This is a genomic window from Paenibacillus amylolyticus (assembly GCF_050990605.1).
Taxonomy (GTDB): Bacteria; Bacillota; Bacilli; order Paenibacillales; family Paenibacillaceae; genus Paenibacillus; species Paenibacillus amylolyticus_H.
In genome coordinates this window covers 584,508-610,284 of sequence record NZ_CP158832.1, presented here as the reverse complement: position 1 = coordinate 610,284, position 25,777 = coordinate 584,508, and the positions used below count along the sequence as shown (strand labels likewise).

The window sequence follows — 25,777 nt, the reverse complement described above, 5'->3', positions numbered from 1 at the left end:
CGATGTCAGACTGCCCAGCTTGCGCTGTACGGACACCTAGGAGCGTGTCCGATACTCCTCAGCCTTCGCCTGCATCCCTGCGGCTACAGCCTCATTCTCGGACAATCCTTTATCCGCCGCAAATGCACGAATGTCCTGCGTGATGCGCATGCTACAGAACTTTGGTCCGCACATGGAGCAGAAATGCGCCTCCTTGGCCCCTTCTGCCGGCAGCGTCTCATCATGGTAGGACAGCGCACGTTCAGGGTCCAATGACAGGTTGAACTGGTCACGCCAGCGGAACTCGAAGCGCGCCTTGGACAATGCGTCATCGCGGCGTTGAGCACGCGAATGACCTTTTGCCAGATCGGCAGCATGAGCTGCAATCTTGTAGGCGATAACCCCTTCCCGCACATCATCCTTGTTGGGCAGGCCCAGATGTTCTTTTGGTGTAACATAACAGAGCATGGACGTACCGAACCAGCCAATCATGGCCGCCCCAATTGCGGACGTAATGTGGTCGTATCCCGGTGCAATGTCGGTTGTCAGCGGCCCCAGCGTATAGAACGGTGCTTCCTGACATATCTCCATCTGTAGATCCACATTCTCCTTGATCTTGTGCATCGGCACGTGACCCGGGCCTTCAATCATTACCTGCACATCATGCTTCCATGCGATCTGCGTCAGTTCCCCGAGCGTAGCCAGTTCCGCCATCTGAGCTTCGTCATTGGCATCATAGATACTGCCTGGACGGAGTCCATCTCCCAGCGAGAACGCTACATCATACCTTTTCATAATCTCGCAGATTTCTTCAAAATGGGTGTACAAAAAATTCTCCTGATGATGCGCCAAGCACCATGCTGCCATAATGGACCCACCTCGGGACACAATGCCTGTCATCCGCTTGGCGGTCATGGGGATATAACGCAGCAGCACACCTGCATGAATCGTAAAGTAGTCCACGCCCTGCTCTGCCTGCTCAATGAGCGTGTCTCGGTACAACTCCCAGGTCAGCGCTTCCGCTTCGCCATTCACCTTCTCCAGCGCCTGATACAGCGGCACCGTACCGATCGGCACTGGGGAATTGCGGATGATCCATTCCCGGGTGGTATGAATGTTTTTGCCTGTGGACAGATCCATCACCGTATCCGATCCCCAGCGTACCGCCCAGGTCATCTTCTCGACCTCTTCCTCGATGGAGGAAGATACAGCGGAATTACCGATATTGGCATTGATCTTCACGTGAAAATGACGACCGATCAACATCGGCTCACTCTCCGGGTGATTGATGTTGGATGGCAGAATAGCCCGTCCACTCGCCAGCTCCTGCCGTACAAATTCCGGTTCCACCCCTTCACGGATAGCGGCATACTCCATCTCTGGTGTAATCAGGCCCTGCCGTGCATAATGCATCTGCGTGACACAGCGCCCAGCCTGAGCACGAAGCGGTTGTCCAAGAAATCCAGGGTATTCCTCTGCCCCGGCTCTCCGCCCTCCAGGCTTTAATCCGTTATCCTCGGGTTGAACGGCTCTGCCCTCATATGCTTCAACGTCACCGCGTTCCATAATCCAGTGATTTCGGAGCGCAGGCAATCCCTTCCGAATATCCATCTGGAATGCGGGATCGGTCATGGGGCCGCTCGTATCGTAGACACGCAGCGGTTCATTATGCTCCACCCCTTGGGGAGTATTTGTGTCATGAAGGGCTATTTCACGCTCCGGTACAGCAATGTCCGGCCGTGAGCCCTGAATGTAGACTTTGCGGCTGCCCGGAAAGGGCTGAACCCGTCCGGCCGCTCCTGTTTCCTTTTCCACCGACTGACCGTTATGTTCCTGTTCCATCCCTTGTTGTCCCGTTTGATTTCCTGTACTCATGTTCGCTCGTCTCCTCCTCAGTGTTGGTTCGCTTGGTTTGGTTGGTAGATCATTAGCTTGTTTACGTACCTATCCCAAATCATGCAGCACGCAGAGAAGAAAGAGCGATCCTACAGCAGACCAGCGGAGACATTATTCATGTACAGTTCACAACAGAACGGAGGCTGCCACAGATCATGGATCTATGGTGACTTCTCTCTCATCATCCAAACCCACTTTCGCAGGTTATTGAAAAAGAAATCAATGGAGTACGTGCTATATCGCCCGTTCACTGTATATAAAAAAAGCCGGTCCCTGAAGGAACCGACTTTAATGTCCATCACCAATAATGCACCTTCATGCAGCTCCTTATCGGAGTACTGCAAGGGTCACATCATCTGGTGGTTGTGGTCATATCGCCGATTACTTCCCTACGCTGGTATGATCCAGATCAGGTGCAAAGGGTCCGGAATCTCATGCGATTCCGTCTCAGTCCGGACAATTCGGACTCCCCCAGTAACGTTAACAAGTTGCAGCATACATAAGCCGCCGTTCATATTCAATGAAGCTGACCCCGCTGGGCCGTCCATTACAGAGTAGCGCAACCGGGACATAAAAACAACCTTTATATTCCAGATCACCAACTTAATTGGTGACAGACCTTACGTCAACATCAGGATAACATGAGCCCCATCTGCGTAGCAGCTTCCTTTAGCACAGGTGCGTATTCATGCAATGTCTCCTGCGAGAGTCGACTGACAGGCCCTGAAACCGAGAGGGCAGCTGCTATATTGCCTCTGCGATCCATAATCGGCACCGATACGGCGGCAGCTCCCGGCTCACGTTCCTCATAACTCGTCGCATATCCGTTATCCCGGATGTCTCCCATTTGCGCCAAATACACCGCCGGATCAATAAACACCGGCCATTCCGGCCCGTTCATCAGTTCTTCACGATCCTCGTCCGTGGCAAACGCCATCAAAACTTTGCTGGAGGCGCCCACAGACAACGGGAGTCTAACACCGACGGGAGCGACTCGGCGAATTGCCTGATCACTTTGCACAGCCTGAATCCGAATCCGTTCACTGCCATCACGCAGGTACAGACTCACGGTCTCCCCCAATCGATCTCTCAGCCGCTCCATCGCAGGCAGCAGCAGAATCGCCGGATCATCACTGCGGGACATATGGGCCGACAGCTCCCAGATTCGGATGCCAAGTCGGTATTTCTCTGTTGCCGCATCCCGGATGACAAACCCTCGATCCTCCAGCGTAGCCATCAGACGATGCACTGTACTTTTGTGCAAGCCGATCTGGCTGGCAATTTCGGTGAGTCCCAGATCACTGCGTGTGGTAAAACATAATAATATATCCAGCGCCCGTTCCACAGCCCGGACGGTTAACTTGCGGTCTTCCATGGCATGATGCCCTCCTCATGTTTCATCACATGAAACCTGGTTACATAAATTATATGAGAAACGGTCTCATCTGTAAACCCAAAAGAGCCAAGAACTGAATAGGCCAAGTTATAAATATTTCCTTTTTATAAGACTAAATCCCCTGTAATTTACACGCTAAGGGAATGTTACCCATATATCTTAAGAACTATATAACAATTGCGTAACAAATGTCCTCAATCAATTGACTTTGACTATACTGGAACATACGATAAAGATATATTACATTAAGATATCGCTCTGAAGCAGGCTCTGAAATTGACGCAATTCTCTTTTCATGTCGTTGTTATCTTCAACCGAACTTCAAAGGAGGGGCATTCATGTATCCAACATCCCAGAGCGAAGCCCCGCTGCAAACAAAAGTGTCCGATCTGCCCTCTTCCCTATCACCGAGGCTGATTCGGTTCAAACATATTATCGTAGCGTTGCTGCTCTCCGTTGTATTTTTTCTGCTGTTTTGTTTTATTGCACTGCATGGTTATATCGCATGGGTATTATCCAATCCCACGGTAGCGCCGGTCTTCTCCAATCCGATGCAGGCCAAGAACATGAAGTACGAAGACATCACGTTCCCTGCAGCAGATGGCAGCCGAACGATGCAGGGATGGTATATACCTGCTGACAATGCTGCAAGCAAGACGATTATTTTCAGTCACGGCTATGGTGCCAATCGTGAAGAAACATGGGTACCCATGTATGACCTGGCACACTATGCCCATCAACTTGGATTCAACGTGGTCATGTTCGATTATGGCTTCGCCTCCCAGGTGAACAAAGCTGTAGCCACAGGTGGCAAAGCGGAGTCACAACAATTGCTGGGTGCCATCCAGTTCGCCAAGCAGCGCGGTGCGCAGGAACTGGTTGTCTGGGGTTTTTCCATGGGTGCCGGTACGGCACTTCAAACTGGACTGATCACACAGGAAGTGGATGCAATGATTCTGGACAGTACGTTCCTGCTTGAGCCGGATACGCTGTACCACAACATTCATAACCAGATCGATCTGCCGCGTCAGCCTACACTGGAGATCATGAAGCTGTTGTTCCCTGTTCTGAATGGTACCGGACTACAACAGATTCCATACCAGGCAGTGAAAAAGGAAGATTATCCGTTCCCGATTTTCTTCATCCATGGTACGGAGGACGAGAAGGCGCCTTACCCGATCGCAGAGCAACTCGCGGCGAACCAGACTAATCCGTACTCGGATGTATGGATTGTCCAGGATGCGCACCATGAGCTGATCTTCCGGGAGCATCCAAAGGAATATCTGCGCCGTGTCTCAACGTTCCTGAGTCATGTAACAAAAACAAGCAGTGACGATGTGCAAAACACGAATAATGGAGAATAACCGAATTTCAGTCATCCTGATTTCCCGTTGATTCTTGAGCCCCTCAGGGGCTCTTTTTTTGCACTCATAGGACAACAGGCTCACGGAATATACTCTTGGGACGCATGAATAGACAGTCTGCATGCAATGAATTCATCTGAAGGAGGTTCAATATAGATGAACTGGTATGGATATGGTCACCTGCTGCCTCTGCGGATTTTGGAGGAAATACGTTTCTGGAAAGAGCAGGAGAAAGAACATACACTTGTCATTCGTGCTCTGGTTCCTGATCTGGAGCCTCCATATGTCAAGCTACTGGAAGAATGGGAAGCTACCTTTGCGAACAGTGAGCGAGTAGCGAATCAGCTTTTAAAACAACTATTGCCCGCAACCCATCCACCCGCTCCCTACATCGTTCGTTGTATCGATCAACTTGTGTCTGCAGCTCGGCAGCAATCGAGAGAGTTCATCAAACAGCTATATGCTCTGCTGGAGCAAAGTGCCGCGGTGCAAGCTGTTCCGCTTGCCAAAGTACTTATTCTGCATTTCATCCGCGAATCGGAGTATTTTCTGGGCGTATTGGAAACGCTTGGCCAACCTGGCATCTTGCGAGAAATGGATTCGGAGCCGTCACTTTTTCTGGAAAATGCGTTGCATACGTCAGGGTCAGAAAACATCCAGCGCCAAGCTTCAGAAGCTCCAACTTCTCCAGAGGGGAATGTAAATGCACCTGCGGCTTCAGCTCAGATCCAATCGGCAACCGTTCAACCGCCTTCTACCGGAACAACACAAGCCACACCCATATCTACAGCACCTCCTGTAAAAGAAAAGCCGGTTCCCATTGGAGGACACACACTTCCTCCCCTTCCCTATGCGTACAATGCACTGGAGCCACATATTGATGAGCTGACGATGCGTATCCATCATGACAAACACCATCAATCTTATGTGGACGGACTAAATGTAGCAGAGAAAAAGCTGGCGGAATCGCGAAAAAAGAATAATTTTGAACTCATCAAGCATTGGGAACGTGAACTCGCCTTCAACGGGGCAGGCCACTACCTGCATACGATCTTCTGGACCATTATGAATCCCGCTGGCGGCGGCAAACCTTCCGGTATGCTGGCGGAGCAGATCAAGCGGGATTTCGGAAGTTATGAAGCGTTTAAGAATCAATTCACGGAAGCTGCGAACAAAGTCGAAGGCAGTGGCTGGGCGATGCTTGTCTGGAGCCCGAGAGCACATCGTTTGGAGATTTTGCAGGCGGAAAAACACCAGAACCTGTCCCAGTCCGATATCGTACCGCTCCTGCCACTGGATGTGTGGGAACATGCCTACTATCTGAAGCATCAGAATGAACGCAAAAAGTATATCGAGGATTGGTGGAACGTTGTCTACTGGCCCGCTGTTGCTGAGCGTTACGAAACGGCACGCAAGTTGTTGTGGCCACCTTATTAAGCTTGAGCTTAGATGAACTAGAGGAAAAAGAGATATCTCCAGCCGAATGACTGAACGATATCTCTTTTTGGTGTAGACAAAAAAGCAAGCCTCTTGTAAAAAGAGACTTGCTTATATTTTGAGAGACTTCCTATTTCAAAATGCTCATGCTCCCTTAAGAAGCACAGCCCTCGCACGCTACATAGTTGTCGCCAACCTGTTTGCTAATAGCGATCAGGTCGCCCAGCTTGATATCAGCCTCATCTGTAAACTCCAGATCGGCAATACGAGCAACGATCAGTGCAGCAGCCTCTTCCTTGCTTGTTGCCATTTGGCTGAACTCAGACTTTTCGCCTGTAGATACAACCTCATATAAGTACGTATATCTCAACGTCTCCATCCTAACACTCTCCTTCCGAAATCACATCATATCATCTCTATTACCCAATTCCAAGTCCGTTTATCAAGAACTCAATCATAGCGCAGTTTCATCTGTTCAGCTGTCAGGCGTACTTCTTCAGAGCTAACGCTAAGCACTCGGTTGGTCTCTGCCAGCGGGTAGCGATCGCGCAGTGTTCGAACCAAAGCCGCAGTATATGCTGCCGCAGAAGGGACACCTGCCAGCTCCTTCAGACTTGCCATCGTGCCAGGCTGAACATCAGGATATCCTTCACTCGCCTCACCTGCTGCATGTTGATAGAATTGACGCACGTCTGCTGCCAGTTGATCTCCCTGACCTTCCACGATGATAAAAGCAGTAATAATGTACGCCTTCGCCTGCCTGCGCTGGGCAATACCACAGAACTTCAACCCACCTACACTGACATCATAATCCCCCGGGCAAAAAGCACCCTGAACCTCACCCGTTTGCGCCTGATTCGACCACGGCGTTAATGACTCGGCAATAATCGAAGCCATCTCCCGGAAATCATCATGGATATTGATGGCATGTCCGGGATTAGGAAGAATCAGCGACACATTAACTACCCCTGGGTTCAAGGGTACTGCCGCTCCACCGGAAGGCCGAACACAGACCGCTGTCCCTCGGCTTCTAATCTGTCCCATTGCTTCTACAGCATGTGGCAACCTGCGGTCACGCAGACCGGCTACAAAGGCATCTGGATGTCGCCATATATGTGCAACAGGCAGATGCCCTGCCCCAACTCGCCTGCACATGACTTCTTCCCATGCAAAGGCTTCGAGTACACTACTAGCTTGTCGCATGAGTGGCGTCTCCCAGATTTGCAGACGCAATGTAGCCTGTTTATCTGCCTGTAGTCCCTTTTCCGGCTGAACCGGTTGATCTGAATGGGAAGGTACACTCATCGTTCCATTACCTCCGGCTTAACGAATTCATATGTATCCAGTATATAGAAATGATAACGCCATATATAAATAAGCCGGTTCCCCTGGGAACACGGCTTATTATATCCTATCCTGCGGCTTCCGAAGCTCCTGCTTCCAAAACCACAAGGACCCTCATCCGACTTGTCCAATGAAGTGGACGTACCGAATTTTAATCTTTCACCAAAGACAAGAACTCTGCACGTTGTGCCGGATTCTCACGGAAAGAACCGCGTACAGCAGACGTTACCGTTTTGCTTCCCGGTTTCTTCACGCCGCGGGAACACATGCACAAGTGCTCGCCTTCCACCACGACCATAACGCCATGAGGCTCAACGGCCTCTGTCAGAATGTCAGCGATCTGTGAAGTAATACGTTCCTGAACTTGCAGGCGACGTGTTACCGCTTCGACCAGACGAGCCATTTTGCTCAAACCAACAATCTTGCCGCTTGGTACATACCCAATGTGCACCTTGCCGAAAAACGGCGCCATATGATGCTCACACTGACTGTAGTAGACAATATCCTTGACGATAACCAGTTCTTCATGATTCTCGTCAAACGTGACACCGAGCACATCGCGCGGGTCTACTTCATATCCACCAAAAATCTCTTCATACATTCGGGTCACACGTGCAGGCGTTTCAAGCAGCCCTTCACGTGTACTATCTTCTCCGATCAATTTCAGGATCTGCTCTACATGATACTCGATCTTTTCCCGATTGTCGGATACTTTTGAATTCATATAATCTTTAACGCCAGCCACTGCCGAACGCCTCCTTTCGAACCACTACTGTAAGAGGTTGTTCAAAAAATACAACCCAACTTTTTGAACACGCACTTAAGCAGTTATCCCTGCTATTATTTTCGGCGTCCCGAACTTTTACGCGCAGGATGCTGTTGCGGCTGAGGCATTTTCGCTCCTGGCTGCTGATTCTTCATCATCTGCTGGGCACGCTGCATTTGCTTGCCATTCAGGTTGTAGCCCATTTGCTTCGCCATTTTCTGAAGCATGTCCGGATTGCTTTGCATTTTCTCGAGTTGTTTACGCAAGTAGAACACCCCGATGAAAAATCCCCCGACCAGACCAACAATCAATGTGATAATCGGTATAACAATATCCATCTCTTAGACACCTCTGTATGCATTCTAAAAAGCCTGATAATCTGTGTCACTTCATGATGTTAAGCGCACATGTTGCAAACCTGACACAGACCGGATTTCCTGAAAGTATCATAGCATTTCCGCACGCCTTGAGCAAACGGATTTTCCAGTTGAACCGCACATAAGCTACGTCATGACGGCTTCAATGAAAACGGTTGTATGCTGAGCCAGATCGATTTCAACCACATCCAGGGAATAACGCGTACTTCCGCGCGCCACCCTGATTACAGGTCTGCCGGGCAATCCCCGATGTTGACGCACAATGACTCCAGTCTCTTTGGTGGACAGTCGTACCGCTGTACCATTGGGATACACGGATACACTCTTGTTGAACTCAATCAGAATGTCCCGATCCAGCTTTGTACCAGACAACGCCATCATCTCTTCACAGGCCTCATGTGGCATCAAACTGTCCTTGGATAAACCATTAATGAGATTATCATAGATATTAGCCACACTAACGATTCTCGCAAACAGATGAATGTCACTCCCCTTGATCCCTCTCGGCATGCCTGTACCATCTACATGCTCATGATGTTGCAGGGCTGTATGGGCGACCAACAGACTGAACTCTCGTTTGTTCTTAATTACTTCGAATCCACGCCATGTATGGTGCAGCGATGAATTCGCAGCAGAGCCACTGCCCGGAGGTTCCCCCACTTTGCCAATATCATGCAATAATGCCCCCACAGCAAGGTCCTTCAGTTGATTATAATTGAGTCCCATATTCAGTCCGATGACCGAAGACAACAAACATACATTCATCGCATGAACATACTGTGCATTGTCTTTGGTACGAATATCGGTGAGCTGCACTAACAGTTCACGCCCGTTCAGTACATCGTTCAGCAACTTATCTATACTGAGGGCAACCTTTTTCGGACTCCAGTCTTTCCCGGAGCGAATGGATTCGAGTGTGACACTCATTTCGTTAATTATTGCCCGTTTCGTGGTTTCATCCAGAATGTCTTCTGGTTCCACATCTTTATACGCTTCATCCTGGATGTATAACATGGTCACGCCAATACGCTTCAGCGTATTGACCATATATACGGTGAGCTGGACTCCCGCAGACAGCAAAACCGTGCCATTACTGGAATATACCGTCTTGCCCAGAAGCTCCCCCGCTTCCACGCTCTCCACGTTTACATACTTCATGAACGTCCCCCGCTCTTACGTTACGATCGCTGCTCCAATGCGAGCAATTGCTCCTTGGTTTGCAGACCGCCTACATAACCCACCAGGGTGCCGTCTTTACCGCTGATGCGGTGACAGGGAATAATAATCGGAATCGGATTCTTGCTAATGGCGTCCAGAACTGCACGAACAGCCTTGGGTCTGCCGATGGTTTCCGCAACCTGTTGGTGTGATGAGGCCTCTCCATAAGGTATATCGGACAGAACTTGCCATACTTGTAGCTGGAATGGTGTTCCAAGGCGATCAAGCTGCAAGTCGAACGTTTTTCTGTCCCCTGCAAAATACTGCTGTATCTGCTTTGCAGCTTCGCTGAGCTTATCTTCATTCTTCTCATATCGATACTCGCCAATCCATGTACGCGCCCATTGCTGCAGGTGAGCTTCGCGTACGTGAAAGGCGCCAAAATCAATGTGACACAGTCCTTCATCCGTCGCGCATAACGTAAGTGTACCAATCGGTGTCAGTACTTCATCGAAGTAGACGGGCTTGCCATGAAGACCTGTCACTGCTGAAGGCCTCCACGCTGCGGCTTCCGGTTTGGCAGGCTGTGCAGGTTGCTCACTACCCGGTTCACTCCCAGCTTCCATTTTCAAATCCTGTTGTAAAGCATGTAAGGCATTGTTCTCGTTGTTCTGTTCCTCTGGCTGCTTCTCACTCTCTTGCCCAGCCTGTGGCTGTTTGGGTAAGGCCTCGGACGAACGCAGTCGCTCCTCGGCCTTCTGCAGCATGCTTAGTACGTTCCCATCTTGTTCGTTAGCGGCAGCTTCCCCAATTGCTCTCATGGCGTCTTCTCCTCCAATTCTGCTTAACGCCCAGGCTGCGGTTCCCCGCAACTCGGGGCGCGGATCACGTTTTAATACTTCTGTAAGTTTGGGTACAGCACTTTTGTCTTTGAAATTGCCCAGGGCAATAACGGCGTTGCGTTGAATCGGCTTTTTGCCCCGCCAGGCGGCAGAACTCTGACCGAAACGTTCCTTGAATTCCCGGTTACCGATGTCCAGCAGCGGCAGCAGAAGCGGCTTCACAATCTCCGGATCGGGGTGAAACTCCGGATGGTGATCCCAGTTCTTGCCCCGGTTCTTCGGACAGACAATCTGACACGTGTCACAACCGTACAGACGGTTGCCTATTTTCAGCATAAATTCTTCATCCACGAACCCTTTCGTCTGGGTTACAAAAGAAATACAACGCTGTGAATTCAACTGCCCCGGCCCTACTAGTGCTCCTGTCGGGCAGGCATCGATACATTTCGTACATTCACCACAGTCTTCGGTCACAGGAGTGTCCGGTTGAAAAGGAATATTCGTCACCAGTTCCCCGAGGAAAATCCATGATCCGAATTTGGGTGATATTATGGCACAGTTCTTGGCGCTAAAACCAATCCCCGCACGCTGGGACACCGCACGATCCACCAGTGCTCCTGTGTCTACCATGCTTTCGATCATCGCTTCAGGTACACGTTCACGTATAAAGTTTACCAGCTTGTCCATCGCTGTACGCAGGACCTGATGATAATCCTGACCCCAAGCCGAACGGGCAAAAATACCGCGATACGCACCAGGCTCCGATTTCGGCGGATTTACCAACTTGGAAGGGTATGCCACAGCTATTGCAATAAGTGAAGCAGGCTCGCCATCTTTCAAGGCGGGGTGCACCCTTTTTTCAATATCCGGCTCTTCAAAGCCTGAAGCATACCCCTTATCCCGCGACTGCTCCAACAGCGACTTTAGGGAAACAAAGGGATCAGCAGAAGCAAATCCGATATCATCAATGCCCAGTCCGGGACCAGCTGCCTTGATCTCCTGTTTTAACTTCTCCCATACGGAGGCTGCCTGTGCTGCCCCGGTCTGTACGCTTGTCATTTCTCTTCCCTCTCTTCTTCCGACACGTATTCCGTAAATAGTGAACGCCCGCCTCACGGTAAGAGGACAGGCGTTAATTTTATATATGCCTTACATACTTGAATTTACACGGAACGAGTCTATATGTTTAACGCAAAATGCAGTCTGAAGTTGTTGTCCTGTCAGCATTTTACAATTTCTTCAATTCAGAAAACGGCCAGAAAATAAATTCAGCCTTGCCTACAATCTGATCGGATGTAATACTGCCAAACACTCGGCTATCCTTACTTTTGCCTTCATGACGATTATCCCCCATCACGAAGAAATGATCCGGCTCCAGTGTGATTGGGCCAAAATCCGGGTCCTGCACCTCAATATCGGTGTACGTTTCAGCTTGCCGCACGCCGTTCACATATAGATGGTGATCCTTGACTTCTATCGTATCCCCGGGAATTCCAACGATCCGTTTCACCAGAAAATCCTTCTTCTCTACACCTTCACTTGGGTCACGAAGTACGATTACATCTGATCGGGAAGGAGTACCCAGATGATATACAATTTTGTTGACGAAAAGGCGATCTCGCTCAACCAGTGTCGGCTGCATGGACTGTCCCTTGACCATTGACAGATTAAACACAAACAGGTTCAGCAGCATCATGATTACAAAAGCAACAACAATCGTTTTGACCCAGTCCCACAGCTCAATAACCCAAGATTTCCCCGGTTGTTCAGGCTTTGACGGTTCATTACGTTGCTCGGAAGTCACATGTTCCATTGAATGATTATTGGAATTCAAAGGGACACCTCATTTATGAATTAGTTGAGATAAACTTGTAAAATAGTGACCATACTCCCTTTCAGTCTACTTCATTTGGGAGAGTGAAACAATTGGTTATGAGCACCAATACCTTGGATAGCGTGAATACAGCCCGGATAGTCGCAGTGGTCTAAATAAAATTCGGAGACACCGAAGCATGTTCTGAAAATGAGGAAACCAGAGGAATATGACGTGAAGAACAATCATATAAATAGAAAGGCACATCCCTCACGTTATTACACGTTAAAGAGATATGCCTAATATGAAATGAACATCTTTTTTTATTTCTTTTTAAACATGCAAACTAAGCTTTAGACAAAATACTAAGATTCTGGAAAGCGCTCATAATCTGATTGGCACCGTAACCCATAGCTTCATATAGAGGCATGGCTACTTTGTTGTGCTCATCACCCGCCACCCATACTTGGCTGACTTTACGCTGCTGGAACCTTTGTTCCATAGCCTCGACAAGAGTTTTGCCGACTCCACGGCGACGATAGTCTGGATGTACCGCAATACGGTAGATGCAACCCTGGTTGTGATCAATCGTACCAATCAAAGCGCCGACGAGGTCTCCCTCTTCTTCCGCAACCATGATCAGGTCAGAATCCCATGACAATTGACGGGCAAACGGGCCCATCGTGTTCTCATAACACTCTTCCGATAGTGCAACCTGGAGAAGCTCCGTCATCTGGCTTGCATCACTCAACTGAAAGGAACGAACGTGCATGTCTTAAATCTCCCTTTTCGTTAGCTTAGATGAGGTTTTTTATAAAAAGGGATTCCTTTTTACCAAAAACCCAATGTTCATATAATGACAAAAAACGAGAAAATACCGCTTCTTCGTCAATTAAACCATACTTTTCTCCATAAAACACGCATTTTCTTTTGAAAGCGCTTAATTGTAACCGTTTACATACGAATATTAAACTTCACCTCCATTTAAACGCCTGAAAACACATAAATAGTTGCATAAAGGGTAAAATATGTTTGTTATCCCTGGCCCATCATTAGGTCAACGCCTCGGGGGACTTAATAAACAAAAATGTTGCTTAATTAGCCCGAATGCGGTTTAATAATAGTGGCAAGGGTATTATTACATATGTACCTGATTTCAAAAAACCTAAAATCTCAGGAGGTATTTCATTATGGCTTTTCAATTACCGGCACTTCCTTACGCTAACGACGCACTGGAACCACATATCGATGCACAAACGATGGAAATCCACCACGATCGCCATCACAATACTTATGTAACCAACTTGAACGCAGCTCTGGAAAGTGCTCCTGAACTGCAAGAAAAAAGTTTGGAAGATCTGATTGCTAACCTTGACAGCGTACCTGAAGGCATCCGTACAGCGGTTCGCAACAATGGTGGTGGACATGCTAACCACAGCTTGTTCTGGGAAATCATCGGACCTAATGGCGGCGGCGCTCCTACAGGCGATATCGCTGCAGCTATCGATAGCGAACTGGGTGGCTTTGATAAATTCAAAGAAGATTTCGCTAAAGCAGCTACAACTCGCTTCGGTTCCGGCTGGGCTTGGCTCGTAGTTGGCAAAGATGGCAAGTTGTCCATCACTAGCACACCTAACCAAGACAGCCCTCTCTTCGAAGGTCTGACTCCGGTTCTGGGTCTGGATGTATGGGAGCACGCTTACTACCTGAAATATCAAAACAAACGTCCTGATTACATCGGCGCTTTCTGGAATGTAATCAACTGGGATGAAGTGAACAAACGTTACGCTTCTGCAAAATAAGACTGTTAGTATGCAACAGTTAACATAAAAGAGAGCCTGATTCGGTCATCGTGACCGTGATCAGGCTCTCTTTTTGCTATAGTTTTAATTATAGTTAATGGGTGTTTTGTTTAACGAACCCAGGACACGCTATTGCTCCATATTTCATCATATCGCGAACCTAACGAATCACTAAGTAGCTATTTCCCAAAATACGGGCTTTGATGCGCACTTTTTGTTGATTTGGCTATGATAGCGTCACTCAGGTTCTTTAGAATTTATAATTGTGGTATATCCACATGATAAGACCTCTGGAGTTCGTTATCTCCCCCATTTCATTTCACTTGATCATACGCACCGGCAAAATAACTGCTGATCAGCTTCAGAAATATATTCGGGAATGCCATCTTGTCCATGTCTTCCGGACCGATCCAGCGGTAGGTCAAGCCATCGCCTTTACCTGTCAGTGTCGGAGTGCTCAGCGCCAGGTCACTAACATCAGATGGTGCCAACCTCTCTCCATCGTTAGGCGAGGTTGAGATGTTCTGCGCATCAGGCGTGCCTGGCTCCGATGAATGCATTGTGTCTGACTCAGGTGACACAGCTGATGATGAGGCTGTGCCCTCCCTTGTTGCCGCCTGTGCATCGTAGGCGGCTCTGGCTTCCGCTGCGATCAGCGGAAGCTCACTGCTCTGGTCCTGCTCCGTACACTTGTACACCTGCAGGCTCCAGACAATGTGGCTGAACACATGCTCCGCATGGGTAGCCAGCCCTTCCGGGCGGGCAGCGAAGCCTTCCGCCCACAGACTGCCGGCCAGCAATGCCATGGCCGGCTCATCCGCCAGCGGCGCCGCCTTCTTGCTGGCTGCGGCGGGCGCCGCGAGCACATGCGGCAGCTCCCACATCCGGGCCAGCAGGCCCGTGTCTGGGCGCTGGCGCACAAGCACTTGGCCGCGATGAGCACCGCGGCCCTCCACAATCGCGACCAGCCGCTGCTCAGGACGCGGCGGCTTCGCCTTGGTCTTGACCGGCAGCGTAAGCTCTCTTCCGGCGATGCGGCCGGAACATTGCTCCATGACCGGGCAAGTCAGGCAGTGCGGCGCTTTGGGTGTACACACCAGCGCACCAAGCTCCATCAGCGCCTGATTGAAATCACGCGCACGCCCTTCCGGAATTAGCTCTCCTGCGAGCTCTTCCATCAACACCCGGGTGCTGCCCTTCATAATGTCCTCATCGATGAGGAAGTATCGGGACAGTACCCGCATGACATTGCCATCTACCGCAGGCTGCGGCTGGTTAAAGGCAATGCTGAGAATGGCCCCGGCCGTGTAGGGGCCAACCCCTTTTAATGCAAAGACAGCCTGTTTATCCTGAGGCATCTCTCCTCCGTGCAGCTCCATGACTTGTCTCGCGGCTGCCTGAAGATTACGTGCACGGGAGTAATAACCGAGTCCCTCCCAATTTTTCAAGACGTCCTCTTCGGGTGCTTCCGCCAACGCCTGTACGGTCGGGAAATTCCCGATAAAACGATTAAAATACGGAATGACCGTATCTACCCGAGTCTGCTGAAGCATAATCTCCGATACCCATGTGAAATACGGATTGTTGTGGCGACGCCACGGCAAATCCCGTCGGTTAACCATATACCAGTCCAGCAAATTCACGCTGAAATGTTGTTTCTGTTCCTGTAAACCCATATTTCCGTCCTCTCCTATTGCCAAGCTAACTACTTTTCCATCTGCTCCACGATCGCAAAGGCCGCCGCCAATTCCGTCTGATGCGTAATACTCAAATGAATGTCATATTGCTTATCATATGGCAGCTGCAGACGTTCCCAGGCTTGACTGGACAGCGAAGCCACTGGACGTCCTGTCTCATCAGGCAGCACTTCAATGTCAGTGAAGCCGATGACACCACCAATCCCGCAGCCAAATGCCTTGGACACCGCTTCTTTCGCTGCAAATCGACCGGATACAAACTCCGTCATCCGCTTCCCTCGACGAACTGCGATCTCCCGCTCTGCTGGCGTTAAAATTCGTTTTATGAAAGCTTCCGCATGGCGACCGGACATCAGCTTGCGCATACGTCCAATCTCCAGCACATCATTACCAATGCCATATATCATCAACGCTTCACCCGCTTAATCTTTTATACTGTAAAGGTGTATAAAATCTCCATTCAATCACATGATCCGCAACGAATCCGAACACGTATTCTATTGTAGCAGGAGGGGCGTCCAGAAGCGAGTACCTATCGGCATTACCATATATGCTAAAATATGAATCAGGAACCGTCTGAAATTCTGAGGAGGTCTGAATCATGCCCATCACTTTTGAATTGCCCACTGACGTAGAAGCGATCATTCGCGGGGACTTTTTCCCTGCACAACAACCCGCTCAAGGTGTCATCATTCTGTCCCACGGATACAAGGGCTTCAAAGACTGGGGCATGTTCCCCTATGCAGCTTCACAGCTAAGCCAGACGCATCATGTATTGACCTTTAATTTCTCTCACAACGGTATCGGCGAATATCTGGAGCAATTCTCTGAACTTGAAAAGTTCGCAGTGAATACCTACAGCCGGGAGCTTGCTGATCTGGCCCTGGTACTGGAACATGTGGCTACACAACCTGAACTCACCGGACTTCCTGTATACCTGGTTGGCCATAGTCGCGGTGCGGGCGTAAGTCTCGTCTATGCACTGGATCATCCCGAGCAGGTGGCAGGTGTCATCTCCTGGAATGGCGTAACCAATCTGGATCTCTTCACAGCGGAGCAAAAAGAAGAAATGCGTACGCATGGTCGCAGCCATGTCGTTAACGGACGAACAGGCCAGCAGATGCCACTGGACGTGTCGATTCTGGAAGACCTGGACAAGCATCACGAACGTTACGCTATCATTGAACGCTTGGCTTCTTCACCTGTGCGAGTCGCACTCATTCAGGGAACAGAAGATCCTCAGCGTCTGCGGGACGGTTCTGCTGCACTTGTGCAAGCACGCCCTGATATTCCATGGCACCAGATACCTGAGGGAAACCACACCTTTAATACGGTACATCCATTTAAAGAAACCACTCCGCAACTGGAGCAAGCCATCACCCAAACCCTGCAACAGATCAAAGACTGGAATAGCTAACTCAACTTTAATATGGTAGTCACCTGGATTTTTGCGGTTTCTCGTTCCACAATGCAAAAAGAGTCACTGCGTGAGCAGCGACTCTTTTTGCATTCCCTATATAACGATCATGCTCATCACCCGTATTAGATACCCGGAATGGCATTGCGTTTGTGATGGGTGCGTGTATAGAACGCTTCGAGGCGCTCTTGTGCAACCGGATCGATCTGTTTTCCTTCCAGATAGTCGCTGTTCGCTTCATACGAAATTCCCAGCTCATCTTCGTCCGTCTGACCTTCCCATAGCCCTGCAGATGGTGCTTTGTCCAAAATAGCCTGTGGCACGTTCAGATATGCTGCCAGTTGGCGTACCTGACGTTTGTTCAGGGTGCTCAGTGGTGTGATATCCACAGCACCGTCGCCCCATTTGGTATAGAAGCCGGTAATGGCTTCGGAGGCATGATCCGTACCTACAACGAGCAGGTTCTCTTCAAATGAAAGTGCATATTGCATAACCATACGAGTTCTCGCCTTGACATTACCCTTGCCTTGGTGAGTCATATGACGTGGGCTGCCCAAGGATTTGAAACCTTGCTCCACTTCCAGCGCAATCTCGTTAACTGCATCTTCGATATTGGTTTCCACAACATGCTTCAGGTCGTATGCTTTGGCTACAGCGTAGCTGTGGTCGATATCGGATTGTTCGCCATAAGGTTGGAACACACCAAGTGTTCTGTACTCTTGGTTGTTCTCTTGCGTGAGCTCGTCTGTCGCTTTTTTGCAAAGCGCCGTAGCCACTGCACTGTCAATACCGCCGCTGATCGCAATCAGCAAACCCTTGGCACCCGCATTTTTCACATACGTCTTCAGAAAATCAACACGCTTGCGTACTTCCTCTTCTTCATTAATGCTTGGTTTAACCTTCAATTCAGCGATGATCTGTTGTTGCAAACTCATCGTTCACACACCCCGTTTCTAAATGAATGAAATTTGATGTCCAGCTTGAAAGGTCCGAATGGTTCAATAACCTTATCTATCCAAAATGAAACGCCCCGGCATCGGTGATCCGAAGGGCGGGGCGTTCTATGGAGCGAATTAACGGCAGTAACGGTCAAATGCACTTTTGAGATCAGCCGCAATTTCCTCTGCAGAACGGTCTTCCACTTGATGACGCTCGATAAAGTGAACGAGTTCTCCGTCTTTCATCAGAGCGATGGACGGTGAAGATGGAGGATACGGTGCAAAGAATTCACGTGCTTTTGCAGTTGCTTCTTTGTCCTGACCAGCAAATACAGTGTACAGGTGATCCGGTGTAATATCGTGCTGAAGTGCTTGGGACACACCTGGGCGACATTGACCTGCGGCACATCCGCAGACAGAGTTAATGACAACCAGCGCTGTTCCTTTTGCATCCGGCAGACTTGCTTCCACTTCTTCAGGAGTACGCAACTCCTGGATTCCTAGACGAGTTAACTCATCCCGCATGGGTTGAACCATATCTTTCATGTATTGATCAAATGACATCGACATTCGGTTTCACTCCTTATAAATGGTTGTTCTATGATCTCGATAGAATTAAAGGCGAATAACTTTCCAAAACAACGTTACATTCATATCGAACATTATGGATGGAATGATGTGCTATTCCTATTATACATCCATAAGCAATGAAAGCAAGATTCAGAAACCGCCTGCGGAAAGGCTTCTTCCATAATATTATGTCTCAATGTCTGGCAAAATATGCTGAATGACTAACGTTCAAATGCCACTTTGAAGGTGGTACCCTGGCCTTCCTCCGATTCCACCGTAATGGTTCCATTATGTCGTTCCACAATACTCAGGCACATGGACAATCCAAGTCCGGTTCCCTTGGCTTTTGTCGTGTAAAAAGGTTCAAACAGCTTTTCCTTTTTCACCCTGGGTATACCCGGTCCTGTATCACGTACACACAGTTCCACCTTATCATCCACGATCCGCGTCTCCAGCGTAAGCACCCCCTTCTCATTCATGGCTTCCATCCCGTTACGGGCCAGGTTCAACACCACCTGTTTGATTTCCTTTGAATTGAGATGCAGCTTCGGTACATTATGGGCAAGCATAAGCTCAATACTCTGACCACGCAGGTTCGCATCCGCCCATAACAATGGACTGAGTTCATGTATGATATCGTGCAGCTGGGATTCTTCTTTCTCGGCAATACGATTCTGAGCCAGAGACAAGAAATCATTAATGATACTGTTGGCCCGGTCCAGCTCTTCCAGAACGATCCGGTAATAGTGATCCAGAGAGTCCGGACTCTTTTCCTGCATGAGTTGAAGAAAGCCCCGCACAACCGCCATTGGATTACGCACCTCATGCGTAATGCTTGCAGCCATCTGCCCCACCAGACTGAGACGATCCACATTATCCAGTTCACTTCGCAACATCTCAAGCTCCGTGATGTCCTGAATGATTAACATGGCTCCCGTAACTTCTCTTGCAGGTTCTGTTGAGAACGCATACAGGGGCAACGTGCGGGACTGAAATACGTGAGCACCGTAACGAACGGTTAATCCATTAATCTCACCATGATTGACAGCTCTGCGAATGCTGTTATCCATCTTGTCCGCCTGACTTTGTTCAACAAATTGACTGGCTGGCTGTCCAATAAGATCAGGCGTGGAGGTACACGGTAACTGCTCTCTCGCGGTTTGCTCCATCATCTCATTGACAAACATGACTGTGCCCTCTTTATCAACGGTCGCAATCGAGAGAGGAACTGCGTTCAGAATCTGATGGAGTTTCTCCGTTTCGGCTATGTATCGGTGGTGGACTTCGGAGAGATGCTGCTCCAGCCCGCGATAGTGCTTTATCCGTTCCAGCCATAGCAGACTCAGACTACCCGCAACAATGGCTCCAGCGGTATATCCAAGTGCTGTAAGTATCATGTAGGTCGTGGAGTATGTGGATTCATTCTGGAAGGATACGATCCATAACAGACTCGTTACGACCCGTTCCATTGTAATCAGGATGATAAGGATCGCCATTTTGCGTGAAGGTGTATTATGCTTGAATCGTTTGGCAGACAACCATACAATAGGATAGAGAAGAATGCCCGTATGAAGGAGAAATCCGTACAGGTCATAGGGATGCGCAAACAGAAAATAGAAGAGAATATGTAGAATGGACAGCGTTACGCCTATAGCGGACTTACAATACAAAATAACAAGTATCACAGGTACGATGCTTAATGATATGGGTACGGCCACCGGGCTTGCATAGAGCGCAAACAGCAGACACAATAACATGCTCAGGGCACTTGTCACAGCAAAACTGGTATGGACGGTTCCGGCATGTTCCATTCTGCCAATAGCCCGCTTGGAGAGTAACAGTCGGAATAAGGGAATCAGAAATACCGCCGACCCTGCCAGCAGTACTTGTAAAAGCATGTCCTTTAATGCAAACACAATGCCATCTCCTCCTCAGCCTGCACATTCCCTCATGTATTTCTGATTAAAACATAGGCGACAGTATATTACAATATATCCCTTAAGACTGCACAATAGAACTGCTTATAACTCCATTATATTTCAGAAAAAGCCAGGAGTAGACACATTTTATGTAAAACAGACAAAATCAATGAAAAAAGAGGGTAATAACATATGTATGATGTCATTGTAATTGGTGGTGGATCTGCGGGCCTGATGGCTTGCGTTGCTGCTGCCGAGCATGGAGCCTCCGTACTTCTGCTGGATAAAGGAGATCAACTGGGTCGTAAACTCGGCATCTCTGGCGGAGGTCGATGCAATGTAACCAATGCCAAGGAAACGGATGAACTCATCCGACATATTCCGGGTAATGGACGCTTTTTATATAGTTCGTTTCAGAATCTGGACAACCAGGGAATCATGCGTTTCTTCGAGAATCTCGGAATTGCCCTGAAAGAAGAAGACAACGGCAGAATGTTCCCTGTAACCGATAAAGCGAAAACCGTTGTGGATGCGCTGGTAGGCAAAATTGTCTCCCTCGGCGTTGAGATTCGCACCAAAGAACCGGTCAAGGAAATTATTCAGAATGGTCAGCAGGTACAGGGTGTTAAATTGATATCCGGTAAAAGCATTCTTGGGCGCTCTGTCATCATCGCTACCGGAGGCAAGTCCGTACCCCAAACCGGTTCTACCGGAGACGGTTATCCTTGGGCTGAGGCTGCGGGCCACACGATAACGGAGTTATATCCGACCGAAGTGCCCATTGTGTCTGGAGAGAGTTGGATTCAGTCCAAAGAACTGCAAGGTTTGTCTTTGAGGGATATCGCTTTATCCGTGGTGGATGCCAAAGGAAAAACAGTCATCTCTCATCGCGGGGATATGATCTTCACGCATTTTGGAGTGTCTGGGCCGGTTGCATTGCGCTGCAGCCAATTTATCCGCAAGGTTCAGATGAAGTCTGGAAACCCACAGGTCATTATGAGCATTGATCTGTTCCCGGAGCTGTCCCCAGGTGCATTGGAAACACAGGTGCAACAGGTATTGGAACAAGAATCCCGCAAGGCTGTCAAAAACATCTTAAAAACATGGGTTCCTGAACGCATGATTCCCTTATTGATGAAACGGGCAGAGATCAGCGATGACCTCACGTTCCACCATTTCCCCAAAGGCATGTTAAGTAACTTGTGTGGGCTAATGAAAGCTTTTACCTTCCGTGCAGACGGAACGAGATCACTCAAGGAAGCCTTTGTTACTGGGGGAGGAATCCACTTAAAGGAGATATACCCAAAAACAATGGAATCCAAGCTGCTGCCAGGATTATTCTTTTGCGGTGAAGTTCTGGACATTCACGGCTACACCGGAGGGTATAATATCACCGCTGCATTCTCCACAGGATATACGGCTGGCATGCATGCGGCTGAATATAGACACGCTAAACTATAGTAGGTATTACACACTTTAAGCGCATCATGAATTGCTTCAGATGCCAAAAACCCCGATATCCACATCTGTGGACGATCGGGGTTTTTGGGCATTGTTCCATTTTGGAAAAATTGGCTCGAACTGCCCTTACTTGTAATGCTTCTATGCTTTCACACTGCCTGAGAATCCATCAGCCGAATCATCGTATGTCGGGTCATCGCTATAATTATGTCTTCCTTGCTCCGTCTGACTTCCCTGGTTTCCGCTCGCATAACTCTCATTCCAGTCTTCATTCACGAGATGAGCGGGAATCGATATATTCTGAAACTGATCCATTTCTTCCGTTTGCGCGGCAAATACGGCACTTCCTCCATGAGATTGTACAATCTCTACGGCAGACTGAGGATCTTGGCGATCTGTCGGGATGTACAATTCCAGCGGACCGGACTGATACGGCTTATATCCCAATTCCTCCAAGGTTGCCCTTGCGGCATTCAACGCTGAACCGTCTGAGAAGTGCACCTGTAGTTCGCTATTATCCATCATCGTCTCTTCCTCCTTGCTACAGCTAATCTCTCATCAACCATAGATGAGATTCTTCTTCTTTAGCATGGGCAGATATAGCGCACGATATGCTCTGACTTAGAAAGGAATTCCTTTAGGCCCGGGTCAGCCGAACCCATCCGGCAATAGATAACACACAGAGTCCAAAGGCCACCGCCCCTGCAGCTGTCAGAATACCGACGATCCAGCCGAGCCAGGCCAATCCCAGCGTGAATCCCATCAGAATACCAATCGGAACAAACAACATTCGAACCATCATAGAACCTGCAAGATGAAGCACCTCCGAATCATACGTTATGAGCTGAACATAGTCGGACGTTGCAAAAACGTCCCAGGAACGATAAAACATCACCGTCAACATGATGATTAGTAACGCACACACAATAATATTGACCGGAAAAGGTGGTAATGCCACCGCTGCGATGGATAGTCCGCCAAGCTGCAAGTACAATTTCATCGTAGCCGAGTCTCTGAAAAATGCCTTGAACGCAATCTCAGCTGTCCGATTTGCAATGGACCGATGACGTAACAGTTTACGTGGTTTGCGGAAGATTATGGATCGTGTTCGTGGAGCTTTCGGCTTGCTCACCGCCCGACTTAACATTAGAGCTGTAAGCTGCAGCCTGCTCCGCAGATCCTCCCGTACATCCCCTTCAAACGTTCCCTTCATTAACAGCCTCATCTGTCCAACGGTAATCAGAAGAAGCATGATAAGCACGATGCCAAAGATAATTTTCCACGTCTGTCCATGCATCCATGATGTCGCATGGATGGTCATATAACCTATGCCAATCACGAGAGGGACCATCCGAATCCAGCGTCGCCATCCTGTATAGCGAACCTTCGTGATATGTAGCGTTATGGCTTGAAATGAAGCTATTGTACCGAACCAGACAGCCATAAGTGCAATCTGGAGATTCGACATCTCATAGACACGGGACCACAGAGGAGCAGTTAGTGCCGTAACCAAGATCATCTTGCCCAGATGTTGCAAACAGGACCGGTACAGCCCTTGCCTCATTAGGGTGCGTATCCACAACGGCCTTGATTTCAGGAACAATACATCCGCTTCCTCCACAAATATCAGCACACCCCCGGTAAGCATGACCACGTCAATCAGCCCTGTCAGCACGGGGAGCGGTAATCCTGTCGCCCATACCGGCAGCGGTTTGGTCCACAGACTCGTGTACCACCCAATCAGATAGAGTAGACCCGGAACAAGCAGGTATACCCATACCGTCCAATCCACGACAAGTCTGAGATTTTTTATCTGTTCCCTGAAGTGCTCTTTGCGTCTTCGCCTGTATAAACGAAGTGGGGTATAACGCTGGGAAGTTTCCATCCTCTCTCTCACCTCTCTCTATCTATCTAAGACGTCAGCATATCGAAACAGTCAAACAAAGAGGCTTCCGGCAATCCTGCCGCTTCACGAATTTCATCCAATGTTCCCTCGGCAGCAGATCTGCCCGAAGCAATCAGAATAAATCGGTCGCAGATTCGTTCCGCGGTATCCAGTACATGCGTAGACATGAGCACACCCGCACCGCGGCGACGTTCGTCATCAAGTAATTTCAAAAAATCTTTGGTTGCACGAGGGTCCAGTCCGATGAACGGCTCGTCCACGATATAGATATCCGGCGAAGACAGAAATCCGATCATCAGCATCATTTTCTGCCGCATCCCCTTCGAAAAACTGGCTGGAAGATCATTCCGAACATGGTCCATGCCAAAACGAACCAACAGCTCCTCCGCTCTGGCGACAAAGACCTCTTCCTCCATTTCATACGCCGCTGCGGCTAGATCAAGATGTTCCCACAGGGTCATATATTCGTAAAAAACCGGTTGCTCAGGGATATAGGCATAGCGACCATCTCCCCCAATTGTCACTTCATATTTCGCATGTTCCAGCAGACCAAGCAGCGTTTTGATCGTGGTACTTTTGCCAGCGCCATTCGGTCCGATAATGCCTACCAGTTCTCCTCGCCCCACATTCATTCGAATATTGCGTATGGTCGATTGTCCCGGCTCGTATCCTGCCTCTGTAATATGTACGTCCAATATGGACTCCTGTATGGTTGTACCTTCATGCTCTATCTTCATATCGAACACTCCTGTTCTGATTCGGGGCTTGTTAGATCATCTCATTTTATTGTATAAGAGTTTTGTGTTGTTTGTTTGATCATTTTGAGCATTCTTATTTCGGCAAAAAAATAAAGCAATAAATCATAGTAATGTATGACTTATTGCTTAGTATTATATTTCATTTTCAGTAACACAGTATGTACGAATAATTGAGACTAATTGTTCAAATGTATACTTATGGTTCACCATATCAACAGTAAAGTCCTCAGCAAAAGTTTGATCCATTTTAAGATACACATTGTTATAACGCAGAAAGATTACTAATGCGGTAAAAGCCGTTCTTTTATTAGCATTATGAAAAGGATGATTTTGGCCCAAAGATTGAAAGATCGCGACAGATTTTTCATATATAGATGGGTAGGCTTCGTTGCCAAAAGCTGATGATTGTGCTCTTAAAATAGCAGATTCAAGCAGACCAGAATCTTTAACTCCAATCTGCTCTCCAGGACTGTAACGCTTAATCATAGCGACATTGATCGCAATAACCTCTTGTATGCTCAAATACCGGGTCATGCTCATCTATCCTTGAGACCTTTCAAGGTTTGATCGTATTCACCTATCACATCAGCTAATGTATCCATAAAATCACTACTGATCCCGTTAGGCAAATTGACTTTTGTAGACTTCTTAATAATAATCTCCCCGTTAGACTGATTTACCTCGATTTGAACCATATCGCCTTGTTCAAGACCTATTTGTTTGAAGGCATCCGTCATGGTTAATCCAAGACTATTACCAAATTTCGTTACTTTTCGTTCCATTTCACTCACCCTATTCATTCATTTCCCTCCTTAATTATATTATTCAACTGTTATAACAATTATACTAAAACTCTTGTACATTTGCATATTATTTCGAATTTTGAAAACAAAAAAGAAGCAGGGGTTCCGGAGCCCCTGCTTCTTCATATTACAGT

25 protein-coding genes and 1 riboswitch are annotated in these 25,777 nt (G+C 48.5%); of the genes, 5 read left to right on the top strand and 20 right to left on the bottom strand.

All coding sequences use genetic code 11. The features are described from left to right. Positions 1-36: 36 nt before the first annotated feature. Together thiC and ABTV53_RS02865 are read right to left on the bottom strand one after the other, a co-directional pair. Complete coding sequence (gene thiC / locus ABTV53_RS02870) at positions 37-1,821, bottom strand: phosphomethylpyrimidine synthase ThiC (protein WP_433754027.1); 1,785 nt, start codon at positions 1,819-1,821, stop codon at positions 37-39. A 423-nt stretch (positions 1,822-2,244) separates the two neighbouring features. After that, a riboswitch (TPP riboswitch) is annotated at positions 2,245-2,358 on the bottom strand. Between the two features lie 148 nt (positions 2,359-2,506). Further along, the gene (locus tag ABTV53_RS02865; protein ID WP_076216717.1) at positions 2,507-3,250 is read right to left on the bottom strand and encodes an IclR family transcriptional regulator; all 744 of its coding nucleotides are present in this window, start codon (positions 3,248-3,250) and stop codon (positions 2,507-2,509) included. A 359-nt stretch (positions 3,251-3,609) separates the two neighbouring features. Here ABTV53_RS02865 and ABTV53_RS02860 point away from each other — a divergent pair, with 359 nt between their 5' ends. Further along, positions 3,610-4,635 (top strand): alpha/beta hydrolase, encoded by a 1,026-nt coding sequence (locus ABTV53_RS02860; protein ID WP_433750390.1) that lies wholly within the window; start codon positions 3,610-3,612, stop codon positions 4,633-4,635. 156 nt (positions 4,636-4,791) lie between these two features. Further along, entirely contained in the window at positions 4,792-6,072 is a 1,281-nt protein-coding gene (locus ABTV53_RS02855) for a Fe-Mn family superoxide dismutase (RefSeq protein WP_433750388.1), read from the top strand. Positions 6,073-6,226: 154 nt separating this feature from the next. Here the strand turns inward: ABTV53_RS02855 and ABTV53_RS02850 are convergent, their stop codons facing one another. The 8 genes from ABTV53_RS02850 to ABTV53_RS02815 all read right to left on the bottom strand — a co-directional run bounded on the left by ABTV53_RS02850 (position 6,227) and on the right by ABTV53_RS02815 (position 13,144). Continuing rightward, on the bottom strand, positions 6,227-6,451 hold the full coding sequence (locus tag ABTV53_RS02850) for a hypothetical protein (RefSeq protein WP_091039003.1): 225 nt from the start codon (positions 6,449-6,451) through the stop codon (positions 6,227-6,229). A 71-nt stretch (positions 6,452-6,522) separates the two neighbouring features. Then, positions 6,523-7,377: a lipoate--protein ligase family protein gene (locus ABTV53_RS02845; RefSeq protein ID WP_433750384.1), complete on the bottom strand. Its 855-nt coding sequence runs from the start codon at positions 7,375-7,377 to the stop codon at positions 6,523-6,525. 190 nt (positions 7,378-7,567) lie between these two features. Beyond that, positions 7,568-8,161 carry a GTP cyclohydrolase I FolE gene (gene folE / locus ABTV53_RS02840; protein ID WP_062837627.1) on the bottom strand — a complete coding sequence of 198 codons (594 nt, stop codon included), beginning with the start codon at positions 8,159-8,161 and terminating at the stop codon, positions 7,568-7,570. Between the two features lie 95 nt (positions 8,162-8,256). Then, entirely contained in the window at positions 8,257-8,520 is a 264-nt protein-coding gene (locus ABTV53_RS02835; RefSeq protein WP_017690778.1) for a YneF family protein, read from the bottom strand. Positions 8,521-8,685: 165 nt separating this feature from the next. After that, entirely contained in the window at positions 8,686-9,717 is a 1,032-nt protein-coding gene (locus ABTV53_RS02830; protein ID WP_433750381.1) for an HD domain-containing phosphohydrolase, read from the bottom strand. A 20-nt stretch (positions 9,718-9,737) separates the two neighbouring features. Further along, complete coding sequence (gene queG / locus ABTV53_RS02825) at positions 9,738-11,618, bottom strand: tRNA epoxyqueuosine(34) reductase QueG (protein ID WP_433750379.1); 1,881 nt, start codon at positions 11,616-11,618, stop codon at positions 9,738-9,740. A 169-nt stretch (positions 11,619-11,787) separates the two neighbouring features. Then, positions 11,788-12,372: a signal peptidase I gene (gene lepB / locus ABTV53_RS02820; RefSeq protein WP_433754025.1), complete on the bottom strand. Its 585-nt coding sequence runs from the start codon at positions 12,370-12,372 to the stop codon at positions 11,788-11,790. A 346-nt stretch (positions 12,373-12,718) separates the two neighbouring features. Further along, complete coding sequence (locus ABTV53_RS02815; RefSeq protein WP_145326471.1) at positions 12,719-13,144, bottom strand: GNAT family N-acetyltransferase; 426 nt, start codon at positions 13,142-13,144, stop codon at positions 12,719-12,721. Positions 13,145-13,562: 418 nt separating this feature from the next. Between ABTV53_RS02815 and ABTV53_RS02810 the strand changes: the two genes are divergently transcribed. Then, positions 13,563-14,174, top strand: coding sequence for a superoxide dismutase (locus ABTV53_RS02810; RefSeq protein ID WP_150364015.1), 612 nt, complete (start codon positions 13,563-13,565; stop codon positions 14,172-14,174). Between the two features lie 314 nt (positions 14,175-14,488). On the opposite strand, the gene mutY is transcribed toward ABTV53_RS02810, so the two are convergent. Beyond that, complete coding sequence (gene mutY, locus ABTV53_RS02805; RefSeq protein ID WP_433754023.1) at positions 14,489-15,850, bottom strand: A/G-specific adenine glycosylase; 1,362 nt, start codon at positions 15,848-15,850, stop codon at positions 14,489-14,491. Positions 15,851-15,879: 29 nt separating this feature from the next. Further along, entirely contained in the window at positions 15,880-16,278 is a 399-nt protein-coding gene (acpS, locus tag ABTV53_RS02800) for a holo-ACP synthase (RefSeq protein ID WP_433750375.1), read from the bottom strand. A 194-nt stretch (positions 16,279-16,472) separates the two neighbouring features. Between acpS and ABTV53_RS02795 the strand changes: the two genes are divergently transcribed. Further along, the gene (locus ABTV53_RS02795; protein ID WP_433750372.1) at positions 16,473-17,288 is read left to right on the top strand and encodes an alpha/beta hydrolase family protein; all 816 of its coding nucleotides are present in this window, start codon (positions 16,473-16,475) and stop codon (positions 17,286-17,288) included. Between the two features lie 125 nt (positions 17,289-17,413). Here the strand turns inward: ABTV53_RS02795 and nadE are convergent, their stop codons facing one another. From nadE to ABTV53_RS02780, 3 genes are all read right to left on the bottom strand, one after another. Continuing rightward, positions 17,414-18,223: an ammonia-dependent NAD(+) synthetase gene (nadE, locus tag ABTV53_RS02790; RefSeq protein ID WP_433750369.1), complete on the bottom strand. Its 810-nt coding sequence runs from the start codon at positions 18,221-18,223 to the stop codon at positions 17,414-17,416. Between the two features lie 138 nt (positions 18,224-18,361). Continuing rightward, the gene (locus ABTV53_RS02785) at positions 18,362-18,796 is read right to left on the bottom strand and encodes a BrxA/BrxB family bacilliredoxin (RefSeq protein WP_215079381.1); all 435 of its coding nucleotides are present in this window, start codon (positions 18,794-18,796) and stop codon (positions 18,362-18,364) included. Between the two features lie 221 nt (positions 18,797-19,017). Beyond that, a complete protein-coding gene (locus ABTV53_RS02780; RefSeq protein ID WP_433750365.1) occupies positions 19,018-20,712 on the bottom strand; it encodes a two-component system sensor histidine kinase NtrB in 1,695 nt (564 codons plus the stop codon). Between the two features lie 195 nt (positions 20,713-20,907). Here ABTV53_RS02780 and ABTV53_RS02775 point away from each other — a divergent pair, with 195 nt between their 5' ends. Then, positions 20,908-22,176: an NAD(P)/FAD-dependent oxidoreductase gene (locus ABTV53_RS02775; protein ID WP_433750362.1), complete on the top strand. Its 1,269-nt coding sequence runs from the start codon at positions 20,908-20,910 to the stop codon at positions 22,174-22,176. A 141-nt stretch (positions 22,177-22,317) separates the two neighbouring features. Here the strand turns inward: ABTV53_RS02775 and ABTV53_RS02770 are convergent, their stop codons facing one another. The 5 genes from ABTV53_RS02770 to ABTV53_RS02750 form a co-directional block, all read right to left on the bottom strand. Then, a complete protein-coding gene (locus ABTV53_RS02770) occupies positions 22,318-22,701 on the bottom strand; it encodes a hypothetical protein (protein WP_433750359.1) in 384 nt (127 codons plus the stop codon). Positions 22,702-22,813: 112 nt separating this feature from the next. Then, a complete protein-coding gene (locus tag ABTV53_RS02765) occupies positions 22,814-24,061 on the bottom strand; it encodes an ABC transporter permease (RefSeq protein ID WP_433750356.1) in 1,248 nt (415 codons plus the stop codon). A 26-nt stretch (positions 24,062-24,087) separates the two neighbouring features. Then, positions 24,088-24,819 (bottom strand): ABC transporter ATP-binding protein, encoded by a 732-nt coding sequence (locus ABTV53_RS02760; RefSeq protein ID WP_433750353.1) that lies wholly within the window; start codon positions 24,817-24,819, stop codon positions 24,088-24,090. Between the two features lie 153 nt (positions 24,820-24,972). Beyond that, positions 24,973-25,380 (bottom strand): type II toxin-antitoxin system death-on-curing family toxin, encoded by a 408-nt coding sequence (locus tag ABTV53_RS02755; RefSeq protein WP_433750350.1) that lies wholly within the window; start codon positions 25,378-25,380, stop codon positions 24,973-24,975. Further along, complete coding sequence (locus tag ABTV53_RS02750; protein ID WP_091018775.1) at positions 25,377-25,640, bottom strand: AbrB/MazE/SpoVT family DNA-binding domain-containing protein; 264 nt, start codon at positions 25,638-25,640, stop codon at positions 25,377-25,379. Before ABTV53_RS02750 ends, ABTV53_RS02755 begins: the two co-directional genes overlap by 4 nt. Positions 25,641-25,777 lie beyond the last annotated feature (137 nt).